The 24,736-nt window shown below is 49.2% G+C and carries 23 protein-coding genes; all 23 read right to left on the minus strand.

All coding sequences use genetic code 11. The features are described from left to right. Positions 1-75: 75 nt before the first annotated feature. The 23 genes from ACFQZE_RS05830 to truB all read right to left on the minus strand — a co-directional run bounded on the left by ACFQZE_RS05830 (position 76) and on the right by truB (position 24,734). Entirely contained in the window at positions 76-567 is a 492-nt protein-coding gene (locus ACFQZE_RS05830) for a YajQ family cyclic di-GMP-binding protein (RefSeq protein ID WP_379354596.1), read from the minus strand. A gap of 28 nt (positions 568-595) precedes the next feature. Then, positions 596-1,531: a helix-turn-helix domain-containing protein gene (locus ACFQZE_RS05835; protein WP_379354598.1), complete on the minus strand. Its 936-nt coding sequence runs from the start codon at positions 1,529-1,531 to the stop codon at positions 596-598. 18 nt (positions 1,532-1,549) lie between these two features. Continuing rightward, the gene (locus ACFQZE_RS05840) at positions 1,550-2,317 is read right to left on the minus strand and encodes a DUF3388 domain-containing protein (RefSeq protein ID WP_379354600.1); all 768 of its coding nucleotides are present in this window, start codon (positions 2,315-2,317) and stop codon (positions 1,550-1,552) included. 162 nt (positions 2,318-2,479) lie between these two features. Further along, positions 2,480-2,731, minus strand: coding sequence for a DUF3243 domain-containing protein (locus tag ACFQZE_RS05845; RefSeq protein ID WP_379354602.1), 252 nt, complete (start codon positions 2,729-2,731; stop codon positions 2,480-2,482). Positions 2,732-2,835: 104 nt separating this feature from the next. Continuing rightward, a complete protein-coding gene (ymfI, locus tag ACFQZE_RS05850; protein ID WP_379354604.1) occupies positions 2,836-3,582 on the minus strand; it encodes an elongation factor P 5-aminopentanone reductase in 747 nt (248 codons plus the stop codon). Further along, positions 3,579-4,868: an EF-P 5-aminopentanol modification-associated protein YfmH gene (yfmH, locus tag ACFQZE_RS05855; RefSeq protein WP_379354606.1), complete on the minus strand. Its 1,290-nt coding sequence runs from the start codon at positions 4,866-4,868 to the stop codon at positions 3,579-3,581. The genes ymfI and yfmH overlap by 4 nt, the downstream gene beginning before the upstream one ends. A 3-nt stretch (positions 4,869-4,871) precedes the next feature. Further along, positions 4,872-6,164 carry an EF-P 5-aminopentanol modification-associated protein YfmF gene (gene yfmF / locus ACFQZE_RS05860; protein ID WP_379354608.1) on the minus strand — a complete coding sequence of 431 codons (1,293 nt, stop codon included), beginning with the start codon at positions 6,162-6,164 and terminating at the stop codon, positions 4,872-4,874. A gap of 109 nt (positions 6,165-6,273) precedes the next feature. After that, positions 6,274-7,056: a spore cortex-lytic enzyme gene (gene sleB, locus ACFQZE_RS05865; RefSeq protein WP_379354610.1), complete on the minus strand. Its 783-nt coding sequence runs from the start codon at positions 7,054-7,056 to the stop codon at positions 6,274-6,276. A 110-nt stretch (positions 7,057-7,166) separates the two neighbouring features. Next, a complete protein-coding gene (locus ACFQZE_RS05870; protein ID WP_379355528.1) occupies positions 7,167-9,902 on the minus strand; it encodes an FtsK/SpoIIIE family DNA translocase in 2,736 nt (911 codons plus the stop codon). Between the two features lie 74 nt (positions 9,903-9,976). Further along, entirely contained in the window at positions 9,977-10,198 is a 222-nt protein-coding gene (locus tag ACFQZE_RS05875; protein ID WP_379354612.1) for a YlzJ-like family protein, read from the minus strand. Continuing rightward, on the minus strand, positions 10,195-10,956 hold the full coding sequence (locus ACFQZE_RS05880; protein WP_379354614.1) for a ClpP family protease: 762 nt from the start codon (positions 10,954-10,956) through the stop codon (positions 10,195-10,197). The genes ACFQZE_RS05875 and ACFQZE_RS05880 overlap by 4 nt, the downstream gene beginning before the upstream one ends. A 168-nt stretch (positions 10,957-11,124) precedes the next feature. Then, positions 11,125-12,804, minus strand: a complete 1,680-nt coding sequence (locus tag ACFQZE_RS05885; RefSeq protein ID WP_379354616.1) for a ribonuclease J — start codon at positions 12,802-12,804, stop codon at positions 11,125-11,127. Positions 12,805-13,088: 284 nt separating this feature from the next. Next, positions 13,089-13,964 (minus strand): 4-hydroxy-tetrahydrodipicolinate synthase, encoded by an 876-nt coding sequence (gene dapA / locus ACFQZE_RS05890; RefSeq protein ID WP_379354618.1) that lies wholly within the window; start codon positions 13,962-13,964, stop codon positions 13,089-13,091. A gap of 73 nt (positions 13,965-14,037) precedes the next feature. Further along, the gene (dapG, locus tag ACFQZE_RS05895) at positions 14,038-15,255 is read right to left on the minus strand and encodes an aspartate kinase (RefSeq protein WP_379354620.1); all 1,218 of its coding nucleotides are present in this window, start codon (positions 15,253-15,255) and stop codon (positions 14,038-14,040) included. Between the two features lie 399 nt (positions 15,256-15,654). Next, on the minus strand, positions 15,655-16,245 hold the full coding sequence (locus ACFQZE_RS05900; protein WP_379354622.1) for a dipicolinate synthase subunit B: 591 nt from the start codon (positions 16,243-16,245) through the stop codon (positions 15,655-15,657). Next, the gene (gene dpsA, locus ACFQZE_RS05905; RefSeq protein WP_379354624.1) at positions 16,242-17,141 is read right to left on the minus strand and encodes a dipicolinate synthase subunit DpsA; all 900 of its coding nucleotides are present in this window, start codon (positions 17,139-17,141) and stop codon (positions 16,242-16,244) included. The genes ACFQZE_RS05900 and dpsA overlap by 4 nt, the downstream gene beginning before the upstream one ends. A 120-nt stretch (positions 17,142-17,261) precedes the next feature. Further along, a complete protein-coding gene (gene dut, locus ACFQZE_RS05910) occupies positions 17,262-17,708 on the minus strand; it encodes a dUTP diphosphatase (protein WP_379354626.1) in 447 nt (148 codons plus the stop codon). Further along, positions 17,689-18,954: a M16 family metallopeptidase gene (locus ACFQZE_RS05915; protein ID WP_379354628.1), complete on the minus strand. Its 1,266-nt coding sequence runs from the start codon at positions 18,952-18,954 to the stop codon at positions 17,689-17,691. Before ACFQZE_RS05915 ends, dut begins: the two co-directional genes overlap by 20 nt. Before the next feature lie 39 nt (positions 18,955-18,993). Then, complete coding sequence (locus tag ACFQZE_RS05920) at positions 18,994-20,001, minus strand: polysaccharide deacetylase family protein (protein WP_379354630.1); 1,008 nt, start codon at positions 19,999-20,001, stop codon at positions 18,994-18,996. A 191-nt stretch (positions 20,002-20,192) separates the two neighbouring features. Beyond that, positions 20,193-22,292: a polyribonucleotide nucleotidyltransferase gene (pnp, locus tag ACFQZE_RS05925; protein WP_379355530.1), complete on the minus strand. Its 2,100-nt coding sequence runs from the start codon at positions 22,290-22,292 to the stop codon at positions 20,193-20,195. A gap of 103 nt (positions 22,293-22,395) precedes the next feature. Then, positions 22,396-22,665 (minus strand): 30S ribosomal protein S15, encoded by a 270-nt coding sequence (rpsO, locus tag ACFQZE_RS05930; protein ID WP_116043562.1) that lies wholly within the window; start codon positions 22,663-22,665, stop codon positions 22,396-22,398. Positions 22,666-22,833: 168 nt separating this feature from the next. Beyond that, positions 22,834-23,781 (minus strand): bifunctional riboflavin kinase/FAD synthetase, encoded by a 948-nt coding sequence (locus ACFQZE_RS05935; RefSeq protein ID WP_379354633.1) that lies wholly within the window; start codon positions 23,779-23,781, stop codon positions 22,834-22,836. A gap of 29 nt (positions 23,782-23,810) precedes the next feature. After that, on the minus strand, positions 23,811-24,734 hold the full coding sequence (gene truB / locus ACFQZE_RS05940; RefSeq protein ID WP_379354635.1) for a tRNA pseudouridine(55) synthase TruB: 924 nt from the start codon (positions 24,732-24,734) through the stop codon (positions 23,811-23,813). Positions 24,735-24,736 lie beyond the last annotated feature (2 nt).

The raw sequence follows: 24,736 nt of genomic DNA on the forward strand, positions 1-24,736 counted from the left end.
AAATCAAACTTTATTTCTTTTAAAAATACAAACTCGCTAAGACGCACCAAATTCACTTCGGTCTCGCCATGAAACCTAACGATAGTTGGTGAACTGGAGATCCACAGGCAAATCCGCACCTCTAAGCAAAGCGATGACCGCTTGCAAATCGTCGCGGCTTTTTCCTGTTACGCGGATCTGATCACCCTGAATTTGGCTTTTCACCTTCAGCTTGGAATCGCGAATCAGAATATTGATTTTTTTGGAGACGTCCTGCTCAATTCCTTGTCTCAGCTTGATGCGCTGCTTGACGGTTCCGCCGGAAGCGCCCTCAACTTTGCCGTAATCCAAGTTTTTAATCGGGACACCGCGTTTAATCATTTTGGTTTGCAAAATGTCAATTACGCTTTTCAGCTTGTAATCGTCATCCGAGCCGACTACGAGCTCGTCTTTCTCCAGCGCAATGCTGCTTTTGCTTCCTTTAAAATCAAAACGAGTTTCGATTTCCCGCTCCGCTTGTGTAATGGCATTGGCTAATTCCTGCATATCCACTTTGGAGACAATATCAAAAAAACTTTCCGAACTCATGGCTTACACTCCTTGCTTTCAAATATCGTTATTCGCTTGTAATGGATTCTCCCGCACCATTATTTTCCGTTCCCGGCGTAGGTGTCGGTGTAGGCGATACCGCTCCGCCCTCCGCTTGCAGCGGATTAAGCAGCAGCTTTTTGGAAGTTGCGCGGTCGCCGTCCGGAACGATAACGCCATCTACCGAAACTTCAACCAAGTCGGCACGGCCTACGTTAATATAAATCGGCTCCGTTGTAAGCTCGTAGCTTTGAATTGCCCCGTCTTCAGCGGTCGTATAAAAAAGCTTTTCCCCAGAAGCGCTGCCGGCTCTCACTTCAACCCAGTTGCGGCCGCCGCTTACTTTCAGATCAATCTTATGTACACCGCCAGGGGGACCAATATCGTATTTATCCGCTTTGCCCACTTTGCTGCTGAACGTAACTGTAGCAGGCGCTTGTGTCGACGGAGTTGGCGTAGGCGGTACAGATGCAGAAGGCGTGCTTGTAGAACCTCCGCTTGTTGGCTCCGGAAGCTGCGTATTTTCGGTAATTGGCGTTTCGTCGGTTTTTTTGGTTGTTTCCGAATCCTTGCTAAAAGCATAATACCATACGAGAACGACGATTAAAATGAGAAAACACCACATCAGCAAGCTAAACCCGATTTTTCCGAACCGGTCGGAAGTGCTGGATCTGACCTTTCTCGGTTTCCTGACGGGAATAGCTTCTGCGGATTGCTCCAATACCGGAGCGGCCGGAACCTCATGCTGGTAAAGGCGCAGCACTTCTTCCGGCTCAAGGCCGACCGCCTCGGAATAGTTTTTAACGAAAGCTCGAACATAGAAGGTGCCGGGCAAAATGCTATGATCACCCGTTTCCAAAGCTTCCAAGTAGCGCTTTCTAATTTTGGTCAGTTCTTGTATTTCATCAAGCGATAAACCGCGTTCCTCTCTTGCCTTTCGAAGCAATGCGCCTAAATCAGACATCGAATGGGCTCCTTTCCTCTAAAAGTCGTCAGTATAGTTGGCTGTAAACGATTCGTAGGAGATTTCTTCATCCGGCGTATTTCGAAGCTCGATAATAATATCGAAATGACTATAGTCATAATGAGATTCCTTCACGAAAATGTCGGGATGCTCGATTACTTTAGTGGATGGCATCGCCATAATTTCCTGCAGCAGCGAATAATGCTTTTCATTGGAACGAATGGTGCTGACAATCCCGTCAATAATATAAATATTGTTAGGCTGCATTTCTTCCTCGCTCAACTGGCTGCGAACCGTTTGACGAAGCAAAGTAGAAGAAACGAACGTCCACCGCTTATTGGAGCATACGCTTCCTGCGATAATGGATTCCGTCTTTCCTACTCTCGGCATTCCTCTTAGTCCAATAACCTGATTACCGTCGCGTTTAAACACCTCGCCAAGAAAATCGACCAAAATACCTAGTTCATCCCTTACAAAACGGAATGTTTTCCGATCGTCGGAATCCCTTTCAATATATCGTCCATGCCGCACGGCCAAAATATCCACGATCGTTGGAGTGCGCAGCTTGTTAACCGTTATGTTGTCCACCTTTTGCAGCATTTTGCCGAGCAGCTCGATTTTTTCATCGTCGTTTGTTTGCAAAAGCATGCCGCGAGTGCGGTCTTCCACACCGTTAATGGTCATGATGTTAACTTCCAGCATACCAAGCAGAGAAGCAATATCACCAAGCAGACCAGGGCGGTTCTTATGTATTTTGTATTCCATGTACCACTGCTTTGTTTCCAAGGCTGTCACCGTCCTAAACTTGTATGATAAATAGAATAATAACAAAAATCAAGTTATGTATACCATAATCATCTATTCTACAATTTTCGTCACAATCCTGCAACGATGCGAAACATTGCAGAAAAGCCTCCCCTTAGGAGGCTTTTCTGTTACTTATGAGTGCTACGATTTTTCGGCGAGCCTAACCATCAGTTTTGCCACAGTTTGTCTCTCCGATTCGTCGCCTACATCCCACAATTCCTTCAAAACACGCTGCTCTTCATTTTTGGGATCGACTTTTTCATCGAGGAAAGATCCGATCTCGAACGCCAGTTTAGAAATGGTGTCTTCAGACATCCCGATTTCTTTTGCTTGCGATACGCGCTCCGCCAAAAAATGTTTCCATGTCGTGAAGTTTGAAAGGACAGTTGACATGCCTCTTCGCCTCCTAGTGTAGTGTGGAAAAGAATCATCAACAGTCGTTATTTTGCACATGGAGAGACAAGTTTATACGGACGGATGCAAGCTTCTGCCGGCTCCTAAGTATGCCAGCCCCCGTTCGGGCTAATAATTTGACCTGTAATATAAGATGATTCCGGCAATGCCAAAAAATAAACAAGCGATGCGATTTCATCGGCGGAGCCGAATCGGCCGACCGGTATTTCCTGCTCCAAAGCCGCTTTCTCCTCGGAGTTGAATCCGTCCATCATAGGCGTGTCGACAACACCCGGAGCGACCGCATTGACGGTTACGCCGGACGGCGCCAGCTCTTTAGCCAGCGCCTTCGTAAATGCGTTCATGCCGCCTTTGGTGGTGGAATAAAGAACTTCGCAAGCGGCCCCAGATATCCCCCAAACGGATGAAACATTGATAATGCGGCCATATTTTTGCGAAATCATATGCGGTATAAAAATTTGAGAACTGAGAAACATCCCCTTTAAATTAACAGCCATCACATCGTCCCATTCCTGCTCCGATACATCCGACAACATTCCGTAATGCGAAATGCCGCCGTTATTGACGAGTATGTCCGGTTTAATGTTATGGCTGTCAAGCTTATCCCTCATCCGAAGCAATTGCTCCTTCGAGCGCAGGTCGGCAGAAATGGTCATCACATTGGCGCCAAGCGCCATGCACATTCTCGCCGTTTCGTTTGCACGTTCATGCGATTCCAAATAATGAAGGACAATATTGACCCCTTCCGCGGCAAATCGTTTCGCAATGCCTGCGCCGATGCCGCGGCTCCCCCCGGTAATCAATACAGTCGTTTCCTTCAGCGTTTTCATTTCTTTGCCGCTTGCTCCACGATGGAGACGGCCAATTGGCCAAAATCGAAATGCTCGCGCAAACGGTCGTTAACCTCTTCAAGCGTGCAGTTTTCGTATAGGGCAAGCACATCGAACAAATCGCTGTCGCGGAACCGGTAACGGGTAAATTCGCCCGCAATGGATTCGGGGGAGTTCAGCATACGCAAATAACTGCCGATTTTTTTTCTTTTGGAACGCTCGAATGCCGATGGATCGATTCCGGATTTCTTTTTTTCCTCGATGCCCACCCGCAGCCCTTCAATCAATGCATCAGGGTCAGGAGTATCTCCGCCTATAACAGAAAAACCGTAGTCGCGGCTCGAATTATATTCGTGGCCGAAAGAATCGGAAATCAAGTTTTGATCGTACAACGATTGATACAATGCGGAGCTTGAGCCAATAAGCGTCTCAAGCATCAGCTTTGTCGTCACTTCGTTTCGGAGCAAAGACTCGCCTTCCAGACCCACTTGCTTTTCTTTGAAGCCAATCATACATTTCGGCAAGGAAACCGGCAATTGCGCCACTTTACGCGGAGTTTTTACTTGTAGGGGCTCCTCGTCGAAGAAGCGTTTGATTTCGCCTTGCGGCTGGAAGCTTTTGGCGTTTTGATTCGCTTTTACAAGCTCAAATATTTCTTTTGTATCCACGCCGCCCACCACAAACAGAAGCATATTGGACGGATGGTAAAACGTCTCGTAGCAGCGGTAAAGCGTTTCTTTGTCGATTTGGCGAATCGATTCAACCGTGCCCGCTATGTCGATATGAACGGGATGCTTATGGTATAGGGCGTCGATAAGGCCAAAGTAAACGCGCCAATCCGCATTGTCTCGATACATATTAATCTCTTGCTCAATAATTCCTTTTTCCTTTTCTACGTTCCCATCCGTAAAATAGGGCCTTTGCACAAAATCGATCAGCGTACCTAAATTTTCCTTGATTTGCTCAGTTGCGGAAAACAGGTAAACGGTACGGTCAAATGTAGTATAGGCGTTAGCTGAAGCGCCTTGAGAAGCGAATACGGCAAAAATATCGCCTTCTGGCTCTTCGAACATTTTGTGCTCCAAAAAATGTGCAATGCCATCCGGAACGCGTGCCGGTTCACCTTCGCCTACGGAGAAGACATTATCCACGGAACCGTATTTCGTCGAAAACGTGGCATACGTTTTTTGGAAGCCTTCTTTAGGGAGCACAATGACTTCCAGTCCATTAGCCAAAACTTCCCGATACAACGTCTCCTGAATATGAGGATAGTTTAACGTTTCCATCGATTAAGCCTCCTTCCGATCGCGCAGGAAATACACTGTGTCCAGTTGCACTTGTTTAGCCACTTGGACGATATCGTCCGGCGTTACGGACAACACCTGCTCCATCAGCTCGGCAGACGTCCGTTTGTTGCCGGTCAATACGCCATTAAAGTCGTACGCGATCATCTCATAAGCGGAATCCTGCAGCTCTCGCAAATGGCCGGCGATCATCGCTTTGGTCTGGCTAATTTCCAATTCCGACAGCTGTCCGCTTGCCATGCTCTCCAATTGTTCCTTAATGATAGCGACCGCTTTATCGTAATTTGCAAATTCAATGCCGGATTGAACGGTGCAAATGCCTTTGTGTCCATCAAGCCTTGACGCCGCGTAATAAGCGAGGCTTTCCTTTTCCCGAACATTGATAAACAGCTTGGAATGCGGATATCCTCCCAAAATGCCGTTGTACATTAAAGCAGCCGGATATAGAGGGTCGTCGTAGCCAACACCTGTCCGGAGCCCCATATTCAGCTTGCCTTGGCTGACATCCATTTCGTCTACGACATATTTGACTTTCTCGACTTGATGTTTGACATTTGGGCGCGAATAATCCGCGGGAGCTCCCGCTTTTAGCTTGAATGCCTCCGTAACAAGCGCTGTTACTTCCTCCAGTGAGGTGTCTCCCACTACATATAAATCGAGAGCCGCTCCACCAAGCCAATCCTCATATCGGCTGTACAAGGATTCCGGTGTAATGCTCTCGATGTCTTCTAATCTGCCGAGTGGATGAAGCCGGTATGGCTCTCCTTCGCACATTTCCTCCATACATCTTTCTGCGGCATATCTGATTTTGTCGTTGACGATAGCTTCTAGCCGCTTGCGCAGCGTTATTTTCTCAGCGGTCACATATTTGGTGCGGAACGCATCGTTTTCTTTGCAAGGATTCGTCAGCGCATCGCCCAAAAACTGAAGCGAAGCTTTCAGCAACGACTGTTCTGAAGATACAAATCGGTCGTTGATGACATCCATTCTGAACTGGATGATTTGCGCATCCCCTCTTTTGTAAACATCAAATCCGAATCCGGCGCCGTACATATCGTCGAGCTTTTCCCGAAACTCGATTGTTTCAGGCGTAGTTGCCGTCCCTCTGCGCAACACAAAAGGAATGAGAGCATTCGGCGTTACCGTCTCTTCATTCAGAGGAACTCCAGCAAACAAAGATATCGCAAATGTCTTAAATCGATTCGTCGGCAGCACATGCAATCGAATGCGCTCAAGCTGCCCTCGCTGGAAAAAAGTCACGCGGTTTGCTCCCTTCATGGATGCTTTTTTACCATTTTAACCTATTGGAAATGGAAGAAGCAACCACGGCTGCGCCCTTGCGCGCATGCGGCTGCTTCCTCTCTTTACAGGTTTACTTTGGTGTACGTCAGATGCAGAAAATATGCTTTCCGATCGTTTTGATTTGCGTTCTTGTCCATATCCAAGCGGATGTGGCTGTAACGGGATTAAAATAATACAAGCAGCCTCCGCTTGGGTCCCAGCCATTAATGGCATCCTCTACCGCTTCTCTCGCTTTTGCGTTCGGCGTCAAATAAATTTGTCCGTCCGCTACTGCGGTAAACGCTCTAGGCTGAAAAATGACCCCGTATACCGTATTCGGAAAGCTTTGCGATTTGACCCGATTCAAAATAACAGCTGCCACTGCAACCTGTCCTTCGTAAGGTTCGCCGCGTGCTTCGCCATATACGGCGTTAGCCATAATTTGAATATCGTTTTCCGTCAGCCCAAGCCGATTAGACTTGCCCAAACTGTTTCCTTTGCCCGCTCCTGCGCCTTGATTGCCGCCCGAAGGAGCTTGCCCAGCTCCGCCGCCGCTTGCGCCAGGCTTCCACCCTTTAGTGGCAGCTACCAGCTTTTTCTTCGTGTCCGCTCCTACAATGCCATCTGATTTCAAGCCAAACTTCCATTGAAACCATGTAACCGAGCCTTTGGTTTTGGAACCGAAGACGCCGTCAATTTTGCCATTGTAGTAGCCGAGGTGAGTAAGCCTGCCTTGGAGCTCGTTTACATCTTGGCCCGAGGAGCCTACTTTGAGTGTTGCGTTGCTAAATACGGCCTCAGTATGACCGTAATGTCCTTTTGTCAAGGAAAATGTACCGACAACGAGCAAAACCAAAACTAAGGTCAGCGCTATCAAACGATTTCTCATGTAGGGATCTGCCTTTCTCTTGCAAGTTAGTTCGCTATAGGTAGCGTTACCTAACTCTAGTATGAGAAAGATGTCCATCTTCTATGCACAAAATTGCCGTGGGCAAACGGTTAAGAACTGATGCGCCCAGCCTGCAATTGTTCGAGCGTCATGATCACTTCTCTAGGCTTGCTGCCTTCATATGGGCCGATGACGCCTTTAGCCTCCAATTGGTCAATCATTCGGGCAGCTCGCGTATAACCGATCCTCATCCTTCTTTGGAGCAGCGAAACGGACGCCTGCTTAGCCTCCACCACGATTTGAACCGCTTGATCAAACAGCTCATCGAGCATCATATCGCCGCCTTCGCCTTCCTCTTCCAGTTCAGGGACGAGATCCTCTTTGTATTCCGCCTCCGCTTGATCGCGTGAGAAGGCTACAAGCGCCTCCACCTCTCCATCGGATAAAAATGCGCCTTGAACACGAATAGGCTTAGACATGCCAACAGGAAGAAACAGCATGTCGCCGCGGCCCAAAAGCTTCTCCGCTCCAGCCATGTCGAGAATCGTTCTAGAATCGACTTGCGAAGAAACGCCAAACGCAATCCGCGAAGGGATATTAGCTTTAATAACACCTGTAATGACGTCAACCGAAGGCCGTTGAGTCGCTATAATAAGATGAATGCCGGCAGCACGCGCCATTTGCGCAAGACGCGCAATGGAATCCTCGACATCCCCCGCCGCCACCATCATTAAATCCGCAAGCTCGTCTACAATAACAACAATATACGGAAGCACAGCTGACGGGTTGTCGGCCATGAGCGTATTGTAACCCTCAATATTACGGGTTGAAGATTTGGAAAACAGCTCGTACCGCTTTTCCATCTCGACCACAATCTTCTTGAGCGCAAGCGATGCGCGGCGCGGATCAGTGACGACAGGAGCAAGCAAATGTGGAATGCCATTATACACATTTAGTTCAACCATCTTCGGGTCAATCATCAAAAACTTGACTTCATCCGGCTTCGCCTTATACAAGATGCTTGTAATAATACCGTTTATACAGACTGACTTGCCGGATCCGGTCGCACCCGCTACGAGCAAATGCGGCATCCGGGCCAAATTGCCGACAATCGTTTGTCCCGAAATATCTCTGCCAAACGCAATGGACAATTTGGCGGAAGAGTTATGGAAGGCAGGCGTTTCCATAACCTCCCTCATCGTCACGACTGAGACTTCCATATTCGGCACCTCGATGCCTATGGCGGATTTGCCCGGAATCGGAGCCTCCATCCGTACATCTTTTGCAGCTAGCGCAAGCGCAATATCATCGGTGAGTCCAACAATTCGGCTTACCTTTACGCCTGTGGCAGGCTGAACTTCGTACCTTGTAACGGCAGGACCACGAACGACATCAAGCACCTTCGCTCGTACGCCGAAACTTTCGAGCGTAGCTTCGAGCTTTCTTTTTGAGTCGTACATATCGGAAGCATCCGACCCTTTAGACATCCCGCTAGGCTTATGAAGCAATGTAAACGGCGGAAGCCGATAAGGCTTGACCGCGCTAGCTCTCGAATCGCTGCTTTGGACTGAAGGCGCCTTCTGGGCCGCATCTTGTTCAGTTTGCGGTGCAGCTGGCAATGCTTCTTCTTCCGTCAAAGAGACGGTTTCCGAATATGGCTGTTCCTCCGCTTCATGATAGGACGGAAGATCGCTAGGTTCGGCTTCGTCATGAATGAGATCGTTATTGTCATATCGTGATTCATGGATGACATCGGGAAATTCGTTATGTATTTGATGTTCATCTTGCCGCTCATATTGTTCGTCCTTGAATTCCGCTTTGTCTGAGTCATCGTTATGTACATTTACATTTATTGACTGAATTGTGTTGTCCCGCTCCCATGGAGGCTGTTCGTCACGATCCTGCGCTCTATCGCCAGCGGTGTAAGATTTTTCGGGTTCGCCAGCAGGCTCCCAATCATCCTGCTCCGTCTGCCAAGCTGGCTTCACATCATGCTCTTCACCGGGATCAGACTGTTGAAGCTGCCATTCGTCCTGCTCTTCCCTCTCCTTTTCTTCCGCTTGCTCTTGCTTCCAAGAAAAGAATAGCGATTTTCGCTTTTTGGGCGGAGGCGGTTGATACGAGGCGTCGTCATCGATCGTTTCGTCATCGTCCTCTTGCTTCGACTGAGTCGCTGCCATGGCTGCCATAGCGGCCTTTTTCTTTTGCATAGCGCTGCGTTTGGCCATCATTAATTTCAGTAAACGTCCTACGCGAGCTTTCAGCACTCCCGCAAGCTCCACGTAAGATTTTCCTGTGATCAGCATAATGGAAATGGCATACATGACCATGTTTATAATTAAAGCGCCATAATAGCCAAACAGCATAAACAACATGGAATATTGAATAGCCCCGATATAGCCTCCGCTAATCGTTTTGTCTCGGATGGAAACATCGTTTTCGGGCGATACCGTAATGAGCTGCTCTTTCAAATCTCCTCCAAGCGAACTTAAAATAACGCCGCCTGAAAGCGTTTCTCTTTCCAAACCAGCAAATCTTAAGTTTATTTCCGAAATGGAGCTGCTCAGCGTAAAACCGAGCACTAAAATAAGCAGGCCAGTCTTACGGCTTGACCACTGCTTGGGCCATGCCCGCTTAACCATGACGGTAAGGCCGACGTAAACGCCGACCAGCGCCAGTACAAAATAAAATTTGCCCAGCATAAGACCGAACAATTTCGATAGGGCCCGTCCAACCGTCGCTTCGCCGGAAAGCGCAATAACCGAAATGGTAATGAGAAGAATGCCATAAACTTCATATTTTAATTGAGCGCCAAATGATTTTTTTCGTCTCTTTTTCTTAGCCAATTCCGTCACCTCTGGTCTCCCATTATAGCACAGATAATGGGTACGGGGCTATGACGGAGACTGTCGCTTGGTGCTTAAGATTGACGTCCGAAACAGATGACGTTGCCTGGGGTCAATTCTGGATTTAAATAATCGTCGAGCGAACAATCCAGTAGTCTTACGATTCGGCCCATGCCGGGAGCAATCGGTACGATCTGCATACGTACTCCTCCAGCCCAAATTTCTTGCAAAGGCTCCTGTTCCTTGTCCATGCCATGAAAAACCAATTCCAGAGGCATTGTCGTATGCAGCGTCATTGAGTCATTCCTCCCGGTTGCCCGTGAGAAGCTCTGCGGAGCTCAATCAGGCCGTTAAGTTCCCTCAAAGCTTCGCCCAGCCCTCCTACCGCATCAATTAAGCCGTGTTTTACAGCATCCGTCCCGATAACGGTAGTTCCGATATCTCTAGTCAATTCACCTGTCTTAAACATTAGCTCCTTGAAAACATGTTCGGAAATATTAGAATGGGAAGTAACGAAGCGGACAACCCGCTCCTGCATTTTGTCCAAGTACTCAAAAGTTTGAGGCACGCCAATAACAAGTCCGTTCATTCGGATCGGGTGAATCGTCATAGTGGCTGTTGCGGCTATAAACGACTTGTCCCCTGACACTGCAATCGGAACGCCAATGGAATGCCCTCCACCAAGCACAAGCGTTACGGCCGGTTTCGACAGAGAAGAAATCATTTCCGCAATGGCAAGCCCCGCCTCCACGTCTCCCCCAACCGTATTCAATACGACAAGAACGCCTTCAATCTTATGATTTTGCTCAGCCGCCACAAGCTGCGGAATAATATGCTCGTATTTGGTCGTTTTGTTTTGCGGAGGAAGAATAAGATGCCCCTCCACCTGCCCAATAATCGTCATGCAAAAAATGTTGGACTCTGTAGATGTCGGGGTTGCGGCCGTGCCAAGCTGCTGGATCGTTTCCACGACGCCAGTTGTTTTCTTTTTGTCATCCCCGCTTGGTTCTGGCTGTTCATTAGTCGTTTCAAAGTATGTGCGGAATGCTGTCATGTCGTCATTCTCCTTTGCGGGCGGTAGTCACTGCATAGCTTGTCATAGTATGGGGGCGGCTATAAAAATTATGCAGGGAATCCTTTGCATTAGAAAACATAAAAAAACCGTTTCCTCTCTCCTCGCGGGATGAGAAAACGGTTTGTATTCGTGATGGGTTAATGTCGATTATACTTCCATGATGATCGGCAAAATCATTGGACGACGACGGGTTTGTTCATATAGGAAACGGCCAAGCGCATCTTTCACATTTGTTTTCAGCGATGCCCATTCATTGACCTTGTCATTCATTAGCTTGTTGAGCGTGGAAGTGACAATACGGTTTGCCTCATCGAGCAGCCCTTCCGACTCGCGTACGTATACGAAACCGCGGGAGATGATGTCCGGTCCGGACAAAATGGCTCCGTCTTGTTTGCTAAGCGTAACAACAACGACCAAAATGCCGTCTTGGGATAGCAGCTTGCGGTCACGAAGCACGATGTTGCCTACATCGCCAACGCCTAGCCCGTCAATAAGAACGTTGCCAGCTTGTACTTTGGAGCCTTTGCGAGCGCTGCCGCCTTGGAACTCCACAGTATCGCCATTATCCAGCACAAAAATATTTTCGCGTTCCATGCCAATCGCTTCGCCCAATTTCGCATGAAGACGGAGCATACGATATTCACCGTGAACCGGTATAAAGTATTTTGGCTTAATCAAGTTGAGCATCAGCTTCAGCTCTTCTTGGCTGCCGTGGCCGGATACGTGAACGCCGGATACGGAGCCTGGTCCGTAAATAACGTTTGCGCCCAGACGGAACAATTCGTCAACTGTACGACCTACATAACGCTCGTTGCCCGGAATCGGCGTAGCGGCAATAATAACCGTATCCCCTGGCAATATGTCTACTTTGCGATGGGTCGAGCGAGCCATGCGTGTAAGCGCCGACATCGGCTCTCCTTGACTGCCTGTACAAAGTATAACAACGCGGTCGGCAGCAAGCTTGTTTACTTCCTCAGGCTCGATAAGCATTCCTTCCGGAATGTTCAAATAGCCTAGCTCGGAAGCGATTCCGACTACGTTTACCATGCTGCGGCCTACGACTGCAATTTTGCGGCGAGTTGCGATCGAGGCGTTGATGATTTGTTGAATCCGATGAACGTTGGATGCAAACGTTGCAACTACAACGCGTTGCGAAGATTTGCGGAAAATGTCTTCCAGCTCGTCCCCTACGTTGCTCTCGGAAGGCGTATAGCCAGGGCGCTCTGCATTTGTACTGTCAGACAGCAAAGCGAGAACTCCGCGGCTTCCGATTTCAGCAATGCGCTGCAGGTCTGCAAATTGCTCATTAACCGGCGTATGGTCGAATTTGAAGTCGCCTGTATGAACGACAATACCTTCTGGCGTGTCGAGACAAACGCCGACGGAATCCGGAATACTATGGTTTGTTTTGAAAAAGCTTGCACGGATAGAGCCCATTTGAATTTCGGATTCGGCTGTAATCAGAATGCGTTTCGTGTCGCCTAGCAATCCCGCTTCTTTCAGCTTTCCTTCAATTAAGCCCAAAGTCAGCTTAGTACCGTAAACCGGCACGTTCAAATGTCTAAGCACATATGGCAATCCGCCGATATGGTCCTCGTGTCCGTGGGTAATGAGAATGCCGCGAACCTTATCGCGGTTCTCCGTTAAATAAGTAATGTCCGGAATGACGATATCGATTCCAAGCATGTCCTCTTCCGGGAATTTAAGACCCGAATCGACAACGACAATGTCGTTGTTGTATTGAATGACGTACATATTTTTACCGATTTCGCCTACTCCGCCCAGTGCAAAAATAAGCAGCTTATCTTGGTTGTTCTTCTTAGACAAGTGTATCTATACCTCCTACATAATGTTGGATAACCAAACAAATGTTCCATTTTTTAATTAATCATCTATACTATTCGTTAAACGTCAGATGCCGCTCTGACGATCCACTTCAACATTAAAACCATTTACCGCACCCAGTCACTTGTGACCATTATACATGATGAAAAAGATGGAATACAAGTAATACGAACAAACCCGTTAAACTTATTACGATTAGGCTACCCCAAAAAAGAAAACCGATGCTGTACGCATCGGCTGCAAGCAACAAATTGTCTATTTTAAAATCAATGAATGAGTTCCTTTAAAAATGCGGCTTCCGCTTCTGTTACGCCGACAAGCGGCAGCCTGACGCTTCCGACAGGCAAACCTTTAAGACCGAGGGCATATTTGACCGCGACGGGATTAGGGACGGGATGAGGGCAATAGAACAGTCCTTTAAAATAAGGAAACAACTTACCGTTAAGAGCGGCCGCTTCCTTCACATTGCCGTTCAAATAAGCCTCGATCATCTCTTTCATTTCCGCTCCAACAATATGGCTCGCCACGCTAATAATGCCATAAGCTCCGATAGACAGTGCCGGAAGCGTAGCGCTATCATCGCCGCTGTACACGATAAAGCCTTTTGGAGCGCCGCTCACAATCTGAGTCAGTTGATCCGTCGAGGCGCAGTCTTTTGTGGCGACGATGTTCGGAAGCTGGGCTAGCTTCAGTGTTGTATCAACGGAAATATTAACGCCCGTTCGACCCTCTACGTTATAAATAATAATAGGGAGCGGTGTAGACTCCGCAATGGCTTTAAAATGCTGGTAAAGCCCTTCTTGCGTCGGACGATTGTAATAGGGAGCCACTAGCAAAATGCCGTCGACGCCGCATGCCTCGGCCGATTGAGTCAGATGGATGGAATGAGCGGTGTTGTTGCTGCCCGTTCCCGCGATAACTTTGCAGCGTCCCGCTGCGTGTTTGACGACAAAACGGAACAACTCAAGCTTTTCGTCCTCCGTTAAGGTTGGAGATTCGCCTGTCGTACCAGATACAATCAAGCTGTCGCTTTTTTGCACATCTATTAAATAGTCGACCAGCTTGCCTGCCGTTGTCCAATCAATTTGTCCTTCCTCATCAAACGGGGTCACCATCGCAGTTATCAATCTTCCGAAATCCATCCCATATCCTCCTCAAAGGTTTGTGAAGCGCACCTGTTTCGTATAATGTTCAAGTATTATTTCTTCGAATTCCTTATCGATGAAGATCAAATTTCGCATGCAACGCCCTTAGCGCGTTAACCATGTCGGATTGTTGAACCAGCACCCAAATCGTTGTATTGGAGTCTGCTGACTGCATGATGGTAATGCCCTGCTCCGTTAAAGCCTCAACGATGCGCGCCATGACGCCCGGCTCCCCATTCATGCCTCCCCCAATAACGGATATTTTCGCGCAGCCGTTAATGGCCGCAGGATGAAATCCCTCTTCTTTGAGAAGCTCGACGGCTTGCCGCGCGTCATAGTCAAAAACGGTATAAACGGCCCCGCTTGGCGTCACATTAATAAAATCAACGCTAATGCGGTGTTTGGCCATCGTTTGAAACACTTTCAACTGCATATCGGATTGGCCTTCGGGGGCGCAAACCGATATTTGTGTAATTCCCGCTGCATGCGCAATACCCGTCACATGTTTGTCCCTAAGCGACGCTTCTCCTTTGCCGTGCATCGAGGAATCGGCAACGAGCGTGCCCGGCTCGTCAGAGAAGGTTGAACGGACGCGAACGGGAATACGGGCTTGCTGCGCAATTTCGACGGCGCGCGGATGAATGACTTTTGCGCCTTGGCGCGCCATATTACCGATTTCCGAATAAGTAACGGACGATAAAGGTCTAGCTTCGCTCACAATTCGCGGATCTGCCGTCAATACGCCATTTACGTCCGTATAAATGTCGACAATTTCTGCACGCAGGGCGGCGCCTAACGCCGTTGCTGTCGTATCGCTTCCGCCTCGGCCAAGCGTGGTGGCATCCCCTCCTGCCGTTGAACCTTGGAAGCCCGTCACGATCACAACCGAGCCTTCTTGCAAATGCCGGAGCATCCTCTCGGTCCGGATCGACTTAATTCTTGCCGCTCCAAAATGGTCGTCGGTCACAATCCCCGCTCCGCCGCCCGAAAAAGCTACCGCAGCAATGCCCCTTCCGTTAAGGAGGCTGCATAAAGTGGCTGCGGAAATAATTTCTCCGCAGCCCAGCAACATATCTAGCTCTCGCGGCGACAAAGTGCCACCCGCTTCGCGCACAAGCCCAAGCAACGAATCCGTTGCATAAGGCTCTCCTTTTCGTCCCATCGCTGAGACGACAACGACTATCCCATATCCGCTTTCTTTCTCTCTGGCAATATGATGAACCACGCGTTCTCTTGCATGTTCGGTTGACAGTGAAGTTCCTCCGAATTTTTGCACCAGAATCCGCATCTCTTCAGCCTCCGTCATTCACTGAAGACGTGAAGCGCATAACCCGTCGATTGTACCGTTACCTTTGCATGAATTGTTGAATTTTGACCGCATTTCCAGCTGCGCCTTTGGCAGGTAGTCGGAAACGATCATCCCATTAAGCGCGACTGACATACAGTCATGCTTTAATCGGCCGACGAAGTCCCCTCTACATAGCGGAACATTCCCCGAAAGCGGGTACTGCTGATTGGCAGCGGCGGCGCAGAACGCTTCGCAGTCATGTCAGCCAACAGTTTGCTTGACCTCTTCCAGCTCTTCAAGTTGTTTTTCGCTTATTCAGTCACATGAATAAATATAAGTGCCTTAACCATCTGAATAGTGGGACAATTCTGATCAGAATTGTCCCTGCCTCGCAATCCTTTAAACGCTCCGCTCAATAATAAGCGGTTGAATTTGCTTGCCTTGAAGAGCGGCTTCGCAAGTTTCCAACACCAAATCCATTCTGGCTACAAGCGAATTTGGCTTCTGAATCGGATTGTCTTGCCCAAAAGGAACAAAATAAATATGTTTAGCCACAAGCAGCTTCGCGATATTTGCAGCGTTCAGCCCAAGGCCGTCATTGGTCGAAATCGCAAGCACAATGGGCCGACCGTTGCGCATTTGCGCTTTGGCAGCCATCAGTACTGCGCTATCCGTTATGGCGTTGGCGAGCCTGCTAGTCGTATTGCCCGTACATGGAGCAATCGCAAGTACATCTAGAAGCTTCGAGGGGCCTAGCGGCTCAGCTTGAACGATGGTAGATATAATTTCATTCCCCGTAATGCCGGTAAGCTGTTCTTGCCACTCTTTGGCCGTACCGAACCGGGTGTCGGTCGTAATGAGCGTATTTGACACAATCGGCACAACATTCGCTCCCGCATCGACAAACCGTTTAATTTCCGGCATTACTTCGGCAAACGTGCAGTGAGAGCCCGACAAAGCGTACCCTACCGTCTTACCATTCCAGTTCATATCCCATTCCCCCGCTTAATCGTATCATCCGAAATCAACTGACATAAGCAATCCGCTATGATTCGTCCAGCTGTCTTCGGAGCCACAATTCCGGGAAGTCCGGGTGCAAGCATCGCTTTAATCCCACGCTTTTCCGCAAAGCGGAAATCCGTTCCGCCAGGCTTCGACGCAAGGTCGATAATGACGGCCCGGGATGGTAAATTTGCGATAATTTGCGCTGTGACTATCATAGTCGGAATTGTATTAAAAATCAAGTCAATACTGCCTACGTTCTGCAACAAATGGCCCATGTAAAAAGGCTCGAAGCCCATTTCCGAAGCTCTTGCAAAGTGCTCGGAGCGCCTAACGCCAACCTTGACTTTAGCCCCTAATCCTTGAAGCGCCCTTGCCATAGTAAATCCCGTTCTCCCAAAGCCGAGCACCATCGATTCGGACCCGTGAATCGTAATGTCGGTATGCTGAATCGCCATCATTAAGGCGCCTTCCGCCGTCGGAATGGAATTGTATATCGCTACATCGTCGCGGTCAAACAGCTCAACCAAAGCTAGCCCCCGATTATCGCATAGCTCGCGCAAGTAAGGTTTGGCCATGCCTGTATAAACCGTGCAATGCTGCGGAAGCCTCGCGATATGCGCAGCCGTTAGCTTTAGCTCGCGATCGCTGAATACCGCATGAATTTGGCCTTGGTCATCCGTGCCGACTGCCGGGAGCAGCAAAGCGTCTACCCCCTCGAACAGCGTTTCATCGAACTCCGCATGGACGGCGCCGTCCAAAGACGAATGAAGACCGTCAAAGCCGCACACGGTGACGGAAGCATCCAATTCGCTAAGCTTCCTGATCACTTCGAGCTGCCTCGCGTCGCCGCCAAGCAAAAGCACTTGAACGCCTGTTAGCATCAGGCTTCACTCCTTTCTGGCAAATAGATATAAATCATCGTATGCTCCCGCCCAAAACGGGGTGAAGGAATCGAGCACAAAAAAAGCCGGAGCATATGCCGCTCCGGCTAAAATCCATTATTATTTCACTCCAGTATGGCCGAATCCGCCCGCTCCCCTTACCGTTTCCGGCAGTTCTTCAGCTTCTTCGATCACAACGGACGGCACTTCGTGGAATACCATTTGGGCAATTCTTTCTCCGCGGGTAATCGTAAACGGCTCCGATCCGAGATTGACGAGCAGTACCTTCACTTCTCCCCGGTAATCGGCGTCGATCGTGCCCGGCGAATTCAAGCATGTAATGCCGTGCTTGTAAGCAAGTCCGCTGCGCGGACGAATTTGCGCTTCAAGCTCCATCGGCATAGCCATCGCAAAGCCCGTTGGAATTAGCATTCTTTGTCCGGGCGCAAGGATTACTGGCTCGCCTACCGCAGCCTGCAGGTCAAAGCCTGCCGCCCATTCCGACATTTTGCGAGGAATCGCGATATCATCGTTTCCTTCCAATCTTTTAAACAGTACCTGGTACATAACGGTCCCTCCTGAGTCCTGAAACATCTTTGTCCGTCGAGCCGACCATGGCCACGGAAAACGGAACGGACAACATCCGCTTCGTTACTTCTTGCACATCGTCCATTGTAACCCGGTCGATTCGCGCAAGCAATTCATCAAGCGTATAATGACGGCCGATCATCAGCTCGTTTTTCCCGATTCGGTTCATTCGGCTGCTCGTGCTCTCCAAGCTCAAAATAAGCGAGCCTTTCAACTGCTCCTTGCCGCGGTGAAGCTCATCCCCTCCGAGCCCTTTGACGGACAGCTCATGCAGCTGCTCCATCGTCAGATCGAGCACTTCCTTTGTTTGCTTCGGCGCTGTCCCTGCATATACAGTAAACAGTCCGGAATCGGCATATCCCATATGATAGGAATAAACTGAATAAGCAAGTCCCCGCTTTTCGCGAATTTCCTGGAACAGCCTGGAGCTCATGCCGCCGCCAAGCGCGTTGTTGAGCAAAACCATGGCGTACAGCTTGTCATCCTTATTGGATAAACCTGGAAATGAGATGCAAATATGATTTTGTTCCGTCTTCTTTTTATAAAACGCATAATTCCCTTGAAATTGCGGGGCTTCCGGCACAATAGGATTCGAACGTCTGGCAAAATGACCAAACTGCGCTTCCAAAAGCTCAAGCAGCTTGCCCTCCTCGACGTTGCCCGCCACGCTGATCACCGTATTTTCAATCGTATACCGCTCGTTCATATAGCTCTTGAGCGTATCGCCGTTCATCGCTTCCAAACGTTCTTTCAGTCCCAAGATGGAATAAGCAAGCGGATGGTCTCCGAAAGCAGAACGAGAGGCCTCGTCATGCACTTTGTCGTCTGGCGTATCTTCGTACATCGCGATTTCTTCCAAAATGACGTTTTTTTCTTTGGCCAGCTCGTTTTCGTCAAATTGGGAGTTGAAGAACATATCCGACAATGCGTCAACCGCCATTGGCAAATGCTCATCCAGCACCTTTGCAAAATAACAAGTATATTCCTTCGCCGTAAAGGCGTTTACATTGCCTCCGATGCCGTCGAACAAGTCCGCGATATCTTTTGCCGACCGCTTGTCGGTTCCCTTGAACAGCATATGCTCAATAAAATGGGAGATCCCGTTATTGTCTTTCGTTTCGTTCCGTGAACCCGTCTTGACCCAAATGCCGAACGAGACCGAACGAACTGTCGGAATATATTCGACTACAACGCGTAACCCGTTGCTAAGCGTATACTTATTCACAAGCTTCCTCCTACTTTCAACATGAATGATTTCACTATATCAGAATACGTCTGCTCCCTCAACAAGGGTGACAATCCGTTCAGGAGAAAGCGTCTCGCTTACTGTCCCAATTGCATATCCCTTTGCCGTTGCGCTATCGATCATTCCGGCCAAAGCATCGCGTGTCGTTGCGGTTGGATGCATGAGAATAAGCGACCCCGGTTCCAGCTTGGACGATATTTTTCGAATGACGGCATCCGCCGGAGGTTTTCTCCAATCGACCGTATCAATGGTCCACATGACCGTTCCGAGTCCCTGCTCACGCGCAATTTGAACCGTTGCGGCATTGTACGAGCCCGACGGAGGCGCAAACCATTTATTTTCTACACCAAGCAGATTCTTCAGCAACTCTTCCGTTTTTGCTATTTGCGTGTACTGCAGAGATCGGCTTAAGTTCGCCATATCGGGATGGGAATACGCATGATTGGACAGCTCATGCCCCGCCTCCTGAATTTTTTTGGCTAGATCCACATTTTTTTTGAGCCAGCTGCCGTCCAGAAAAAAGGTAGCCTTTACGCCTTTTTGCTCTAGTGTTTTAAGGATCGGTTCTATATATTCATTGCCCCATGCCACGTTAATCATAAGCGAAATCATTTTTTTATTCGGGTTTCCCCGGTAAATCGGCTGAGGACCTAATTGCTCAAGACTGATTTTGGGCGGTACTTCCCTGTATCGGTACGGGATAGGACTTGAGCGCGGTGCTTTAAGTGCCGCCTCATACGTTTGCTCGATATCGACCGCAAGTCCGTTATAGCCCGGAATGGCATGCCATACCCGATCGATTCTGGCATCGACCGGCTCCTCGGAGCGTGTTCCCGCCTCCGCTATAATAGCCTCGTAAAGCTCCTTTTTTTCCGAATCGGTAAAGCCGGAAGCTTGAGCCATCGCCGCAATCGCGTCCCCTTGCTTTACGGACTCCAAAAAAGAGGTCACATTGCCGTTCATCTTTATAAAAACGAGCATCATCAACATGCTCGCCGCCACAGCGGCGGCTTTCCGCAGCCTCATATCGTCCACTCCCAGCTATCCGCCTGATGCGCTTTGAGGGCCTGCCTCCGGGGCAAACCGCTCATTTATGCGCTTATGAACCAATGTATGAGGAGCAGGACAAGATTATTCTGGACGCAAAACAAAAAGAGACAGATAAACTCTGACTCTTTGGTTATTGCCTATTTAGTTTGAAAGACTGCCGCTTCAGCTTAAGGCTGAGTAGGCACTTCCGGAGTAAGGAGCACTTTGCGGGACAGATTGATTCTGCCTTGCTGGTCGATTTCCGTTACTTTTACCGTAATTTGATCGCCGATTTTGACAACGTCCTCGCATTTCGCCACACGCTCCGAAGAAAGCTGCGAAATATGAACCAGACCGTCCTTGTTCGGCAAAATTTCAACGAAGACGCCGAATTTTTCGATCCGTTTTACCGTTCCGAGGTAAATCTCGCCGATCACAACTTCTTTTACGATACCTTCGATAATCGATTTCGCTTTTTGGTTCATCTCTTCGTTGGAGGAAGCGATAAATACCATGCCGTCTTGCTCGATATCGATTTTTACGCCGGTTTCCTCAATAATTTTATTGATGATTTTGCCGCCTGCGCCAATAACGTCGCGGATTTTGTCCGGGTTAATGCGAAGCGTCAAAATTTTCGGCGCGTATTTGGACAAGTTCGTGCGCGGAGCCGCCATCACTTCAACCATTTTGCCCAAAATGTGCAGGCGTCCTATGCGAGCTTGCTCAAGCGACTGTTCCAAAATGCTGCGGTCGATGCCGTCGATTTTGATATCCATCTGAATCGCCGTAACGCCTTCAGCCGTTCCTGCCACCTTGAAGTCCATATCGCCAAGATGATCTTCCATCCCTTGAATGTCGGACAAAATGGAGAAATGTTCGCCGTCTTTGATCAGACCCATAGCGATGCCCGCAACCGGAGCTTTGATCGGTACACCTGCGTCCATCATAGCAAGCGTACTTGCGCAAATGCTGGCTTGCGAAGTCGAACCGTTGGATTCAAGAACCTCGGATACAAGACGGATCGTGTACGGGAAGTCCGCTTCGGAAGGGATAACCTTCGACAATGCGCGCTCACCCAATGCGCCGTGTCCGATTTCTCTGCGTCCCGGAGGGCGCAACGGACGCGCTTCGCCTACGCTGAACGGAGGGAAGTTGTAATGGTGCATAAACCGTTTTGTTTCTTCAGGGGAAATGCCGTCCAAAATTTGAACGTCGCCCATCGCACCAAGCGTACAAATGCTAAGCGCCTGGGTTTGTCCACGTGTAAACAAGCCAGAGCCGTGCGTGCGCGGCAACAGTGCAACATCGCATTCGATTGGACGAATTTCGTCCAGCTTGCGGCCGTCCGGACGCACTTTGTCGTGAGTAATCAGTCTGCGGACTTCTTCTTTCACGATATCGTACAATACTTCCTTCACATCAGAGAGAAGCTCCGGTGTTTCGGCATATTGCGCTTCAAAATGAGCAATCGCGTCGCTGTTAACCGCATCAATAGCTTCTTGACGGGCTGCCTTCTCGGCAATTTTGATCGCTTCCACCAAACGGGCGGACGCAAAAGCGCGCACTTCCGCATTGACGGTCTCATCTACGCTATGTAGTTTAACAGCCATTTTCTCTTTGCCCGAAAGCGCTTGAAGCTCTTCGATTTTGGCGACAATCGATTTGATTTCGTCGTGACCGAACATAATCGCTTCCAGCATAACGGATTCCGGTACTTCATTCGCTTCTGCTTCCACCATCATAATCGCTTCTTTTGTGCCGGCAACCACAACGAAAATATCGCTAGCTTGCTCTTGCTCAACGTTTGGATTGATGATGAACTGGCCGTCTACGCGTCCAACAACTACTCCGCCAATCGGTCCGCTGAACGGCACGTCGGAAATGGTAAGCGCTGCGGAAGTTCCGATCATAGCGGCAATTTCCGGCGAGCAGTCTTGATCCACGCTCATGACGATATTGGCGATTTGCACATCGTTCCGGAAACCTTCAGGGAACAACGGGCGAATCGGTCTATCGGTCAAGCGGCTGGACAAAATCGCTTTTTCACTTGGTCTGCCCTCGCGCTTGATGAAGCCGCCTGGAATTTTGCCTACGGCATACAGACGCTCTTCATAGTTGACAGTCAGCGGGAAAAAGTCTAAATCTTTTGGTTCCGTAGAAGCGGTGACGGTACATAAAATTACCGTTTCGCCATAGCGGACCGTAACGGCTGCGTTTGCTTGCTTAGCTAAACGGCCGGTCTCAAGAATTAGCGGTCTTCCGCCTAATGTCGTCTCAATACGGTGAATCACCTAAATCCCTCCCTTTCCTATTACAAAAAGCAACCCAAATTCCCACTGCCGGTAATGCCGGAATTCGGGAACATCAGGTTGCTTTTTGTTCACGCATGGTTTAGCGGCGTAGGCCGAGTTTTTCGATCAATGCGCTGTAACGTCTTACGTCTTTGTTCTTCAAGTAAGCTAGAAGCTTACGGCGTTGACCAACCATCTTCAACAAACCGCGACGGGAGTGATGATCTTTCTTGTGCTCCCGAAGATGTTGAGTCAAGTTTACGATGTTTTCCGTAAGGATAGCGACTTGAACTTCAGGGGACCCTGTGTCACTTGCGTGAGTTTTGTGAGTCTCGATCAGCTCATGTTTACGTTCTTGAGTGATTGCCATCCTTTTCACCTCCTCTAATTCATATAATCGCCGTTAGCCTCGCCGCCGTCGGTGAGATCATGCGACCAAGCTAAGGTTAAGTTGATGAGACTGCATCTCCGCTTAAGGAGAGAGTCTGCACAACGATCTATAGTATAGCATACGATCAACGGCTTGTCGAGGCAGTCCCTATTGCTCGGTGAGCCAATCCCTCGCTTTTTGCGAATCCTTCCCGATTTGTTCAATCAATTCGTTGATAGAACCAAACTTTTGCTCGGGACGAATAAACGCCTGGAACTGAACTTTAATATGCTTGCCATATATATCGCGGTCGAAATCGAACAAGTGGGCTTCCATAACCGGCTGAACCTCCGTTTTGTTAAACGTCGGCTTCATGCCGTGATTCAACACGCCGCCATAAGGAATGCCGTCAATCCAAGCCGTTACGGCGTATACGCCTAGCCTTGGCGAAACGTAAGGATCGTGAAGCTCCAAATTGGCGGTCGGAAAACCGATCGTGCGGCCTCGTCCATCCCCATGTACAACAGTACCTGCTACCTCATATGGACGACCGAGCAAATAGTTTGCTTTTTCCAAATCGCCTTTTTCGATAGACTCCCTAGTAAACGTACTGCTCACTTTCGTCTCATCGTCATATAGAGGCTCAACAATTTCAACCGTCATCTCTGGAGCGCCAAGCTCGCGCAGCGTGAGCGCATCTCCCGCACCCTTGTGCCCGAACGTAAAGTCGAAGCCGACCACCGCATGGCAAACGCCAAGCGGACGCAAAATATCCTCAACAAACTGGGAAGGAGTCAAAGCAGCAAATGCCAAATCAAACTTCATCACAAATACTAAATCTACTTCGAGCGAAGCAAATTGCTCTGTTTTGCTTTGAAGCGGCGTTAAGCAGCGGTAATACTGATCGCCATGACCGAGCACTTCCTTCGGATGAGGAGAGAAGGTCATGACCGCTGAGCGCATATTGCCTTTTTTGGCGTCCGCCACCGCTTGTTTCACCACATTTTGATGCCCGCGGTGCACTCCGTCGAAATGGCCGATCGCGATGGATATCGGTTCTCCGGCCGGCAAATCCGCACGATCAGTTAAAGGATAGGAAAGCGATATGATTTCCATGCTGACACACCTGCATTTCTACATGTACTTTATTGGACTTCCGAAAATACTTTAACCGCTTTTAACAATGAGGCTTCCGTATCGATTTCAAAAATGCCTAAAAACCGTTCCCCGGTCCCTTCATACAATCGGACGAGCGCCTCCGCGCCCACGCTGCCGGATTCAAAGCTTACCTGAGGAAGAGGAAGCTTCTGGCCGCGCAAAGCCCGCTCAGCCGCAATAGAGTCAACCGTCGCTTTTTCCATATGCGAGATGGCTTCGTCCGCAGGTATCAGATAAGGCTCCAGCTCTCCCGATTGCATCAGTTCCTCAATTCGCTCCAAAGTGAGACAAGCATCGGGCGTGATTCCGCCTGACATGGTCCGCGTCAGCTTGGCCATCGTAGCCGGAAAGCCAAGCGCCTTGCCGATATCGACGCAAAGCGTACGGATATAAGTACCTTTGGAGCATACCACGGAAAAGGTAAACTCGGGTTCTGGCCCTTCCAAATTAGAGCTAAGCAGCTTGATTTCGTGAATGGTCGCTTTTCTCGCTTTCCGCTCCACTGTTTTCCCTTCTCTAGCAAGCTCGTAAAGCCGCTTGCCATTTACCTTAACGGCGGAAAACATAGGAGGAACCTGCTCAATCACTCCAACAAAAGAGGCTAGCGCTTTTTCAATATCCGTCATTGTAACGGAGTCAACAGGCTGCCTTTCGATGACGTTCCCTGTTAAATCCTCAGTGTCGGTTGCGATACCAAGCTTCAGTACCGCTTCGTAAGCCTTTGGCCTCTCCTGCACATATTCCACAACACGAGTCGCACGGCCCAAACATAAAGGAAGCACACCGGTAACCATAGGGTCCAGCGTGCCGGCATGTCCAATCCGCTTCATTTTGAGCAGCCGTCTGGCTTTGGCCACTACGTCATGGGAAGTCCAGCCCTCTGGCTTCCAAACTGCAAGAATGCCGTCCATCT

The organism is Paenibacillus sp. GCM10027627 (genome assembly GCF_042675505.1).
Taxonomy (GTDB): domain Bacteria; phylum Bacillota; class Bacilli; order Paenibacillales; family Paenibacillaceae; genus Pristimantibacillus.

What these genes read in the sequence shown, in the direction of transcription:
- ACFQZE_RS05830 (WP_379354596.1), bottom strand. Translation starts at nt 567, where the DNA reads ATGAGTTCGGAAAGTTTTTTTGATATTGTCTCCAAAGTGGATATGCAG.
- ACFQZE_RS05835 (WP_379354598.1), bottom strand. Translation starts at nt 1,531, where the DNA reads ATGTCTGATTTAGGCGCATTGCTTCGAAAGGCAAGAGAGGAACGCGGT.
- ACFQZE_RS05845 (WP_379354602.1), bottom strand. Translation starts at nt 2,731, where the DNA reads ATGTCAACTGTCCTTTCAAACTTCACGACATGGAAACATTTTTTGGCG.
- ymfI (WP_379354604.1), bottom strand. Translation starts at nt 3,582, where the DNA reads ATGAAAACGCTGAAGGAAACGACTGTATTGATTACCGGGGGGAGCCGC.
- yfmH (WP_379354606.1), bottom strand. Translation starts at nt 4,868, where the DNA reads ATGGAAACGTTAAACTATCCTCATATTCAGGAGACGTTGTATCGGGAA.
- yfmF (WP_379354608.1), bottom strand. Translation starts at nt 6,164, where the DNA reads ATGAAGGGAGCAAACCGCGTGACTTTTTTCCAGCGAGGGCAGCTTGAG.
- sleB (WP_379354610.1), bottom strand. Translation starts at nt 7,056, where the DNA reads ATGAGAAATCGTTTGATAGCGCTGACCTTAGTTTTGGTTTTGCTCGTT.
- ACFQZE_RS05875 (WP_379354612.1), bottom strand. Translation starts at nt 10,198, where the DNA reads ATGACGCTGCATACGACAATGCCTCTGGAATTGGTTTTTCATGGCATG.
- ACFQZE_RS05880 (WP_379354614.1), bottom strand. Translation starts at nt 10,956, where the DNA reads ATGACAGCATTCCGCACATACTTTGAAACGACTAATGAACAGCCAGAA.
- dapA (WP_379354618.1), bottom strand. Translation starts at nt 13,964, where the DNA reads ATGGATTTCGGAAGATTGATAACTGCGATGGTGACCCCGTTTGATGAG.
- dapG (WP_379354620.1), bottom strand. Translation starts at nt 15,255, where the DNA reads ATGCGGATTCTGGTGCAAAAATTCGGAGGAACTTCACTGTCAACCGAA.
- ACFQZE_RS05900 (WP_379354622.1), bottom strand. Translation starts at nt 16,245, where the DNA reads ATGAACTGGAATGGTAAGACGGTAGGGTACGCTTTGTCGGGCTCTCAC.
- dpsA (WP_379354624.1), bottom strand. Translation starts at nt 17,141, where the DNA reads ATGCTAACAGGCGTTCAAGTGCTTTTGCTTGGCGGCGACGCGAGGCAG.
- dut (WP_379354626.1), bottom strand. Translation starts at nt 17,708, where the DNA reads ATGTACCAGGTACTGTTTAAAAGATTGGAAGGAAACGATGATATCGCG.
- ACFQZE_RS05920 (WP_379354630.1), bottom strand. Translation starts at nt 20,001, where the DNA reads ATGAGGCTGCGGAAAGCCGCCGCTGTGGCGGCGAGCATGTTGATGATG.
- rpsO (WP_116043562.1), bottom strand. Translation starts at nt 22,665, where the DNA reads ATGGCAATCACTCAAGAACGTAAACATGAGCTGATCGAGACTCACAAA.
- ACFQZE_RS05935 (WP_379354633.1), bottom strand. Translation starts at nt 23,781, where the DNA reads ATGGAAATCATATCGCTTTCCTATCCTTTAACTGATCGTGCGGATTTG.
- truB (WP_379354635.1), bottom strand. Translation starts at nt 24,734, where the DNA reads ATGGACGGCATTCTTGCAGTTTGGAAGCCAGAGGGCTGGACTTCCCAT.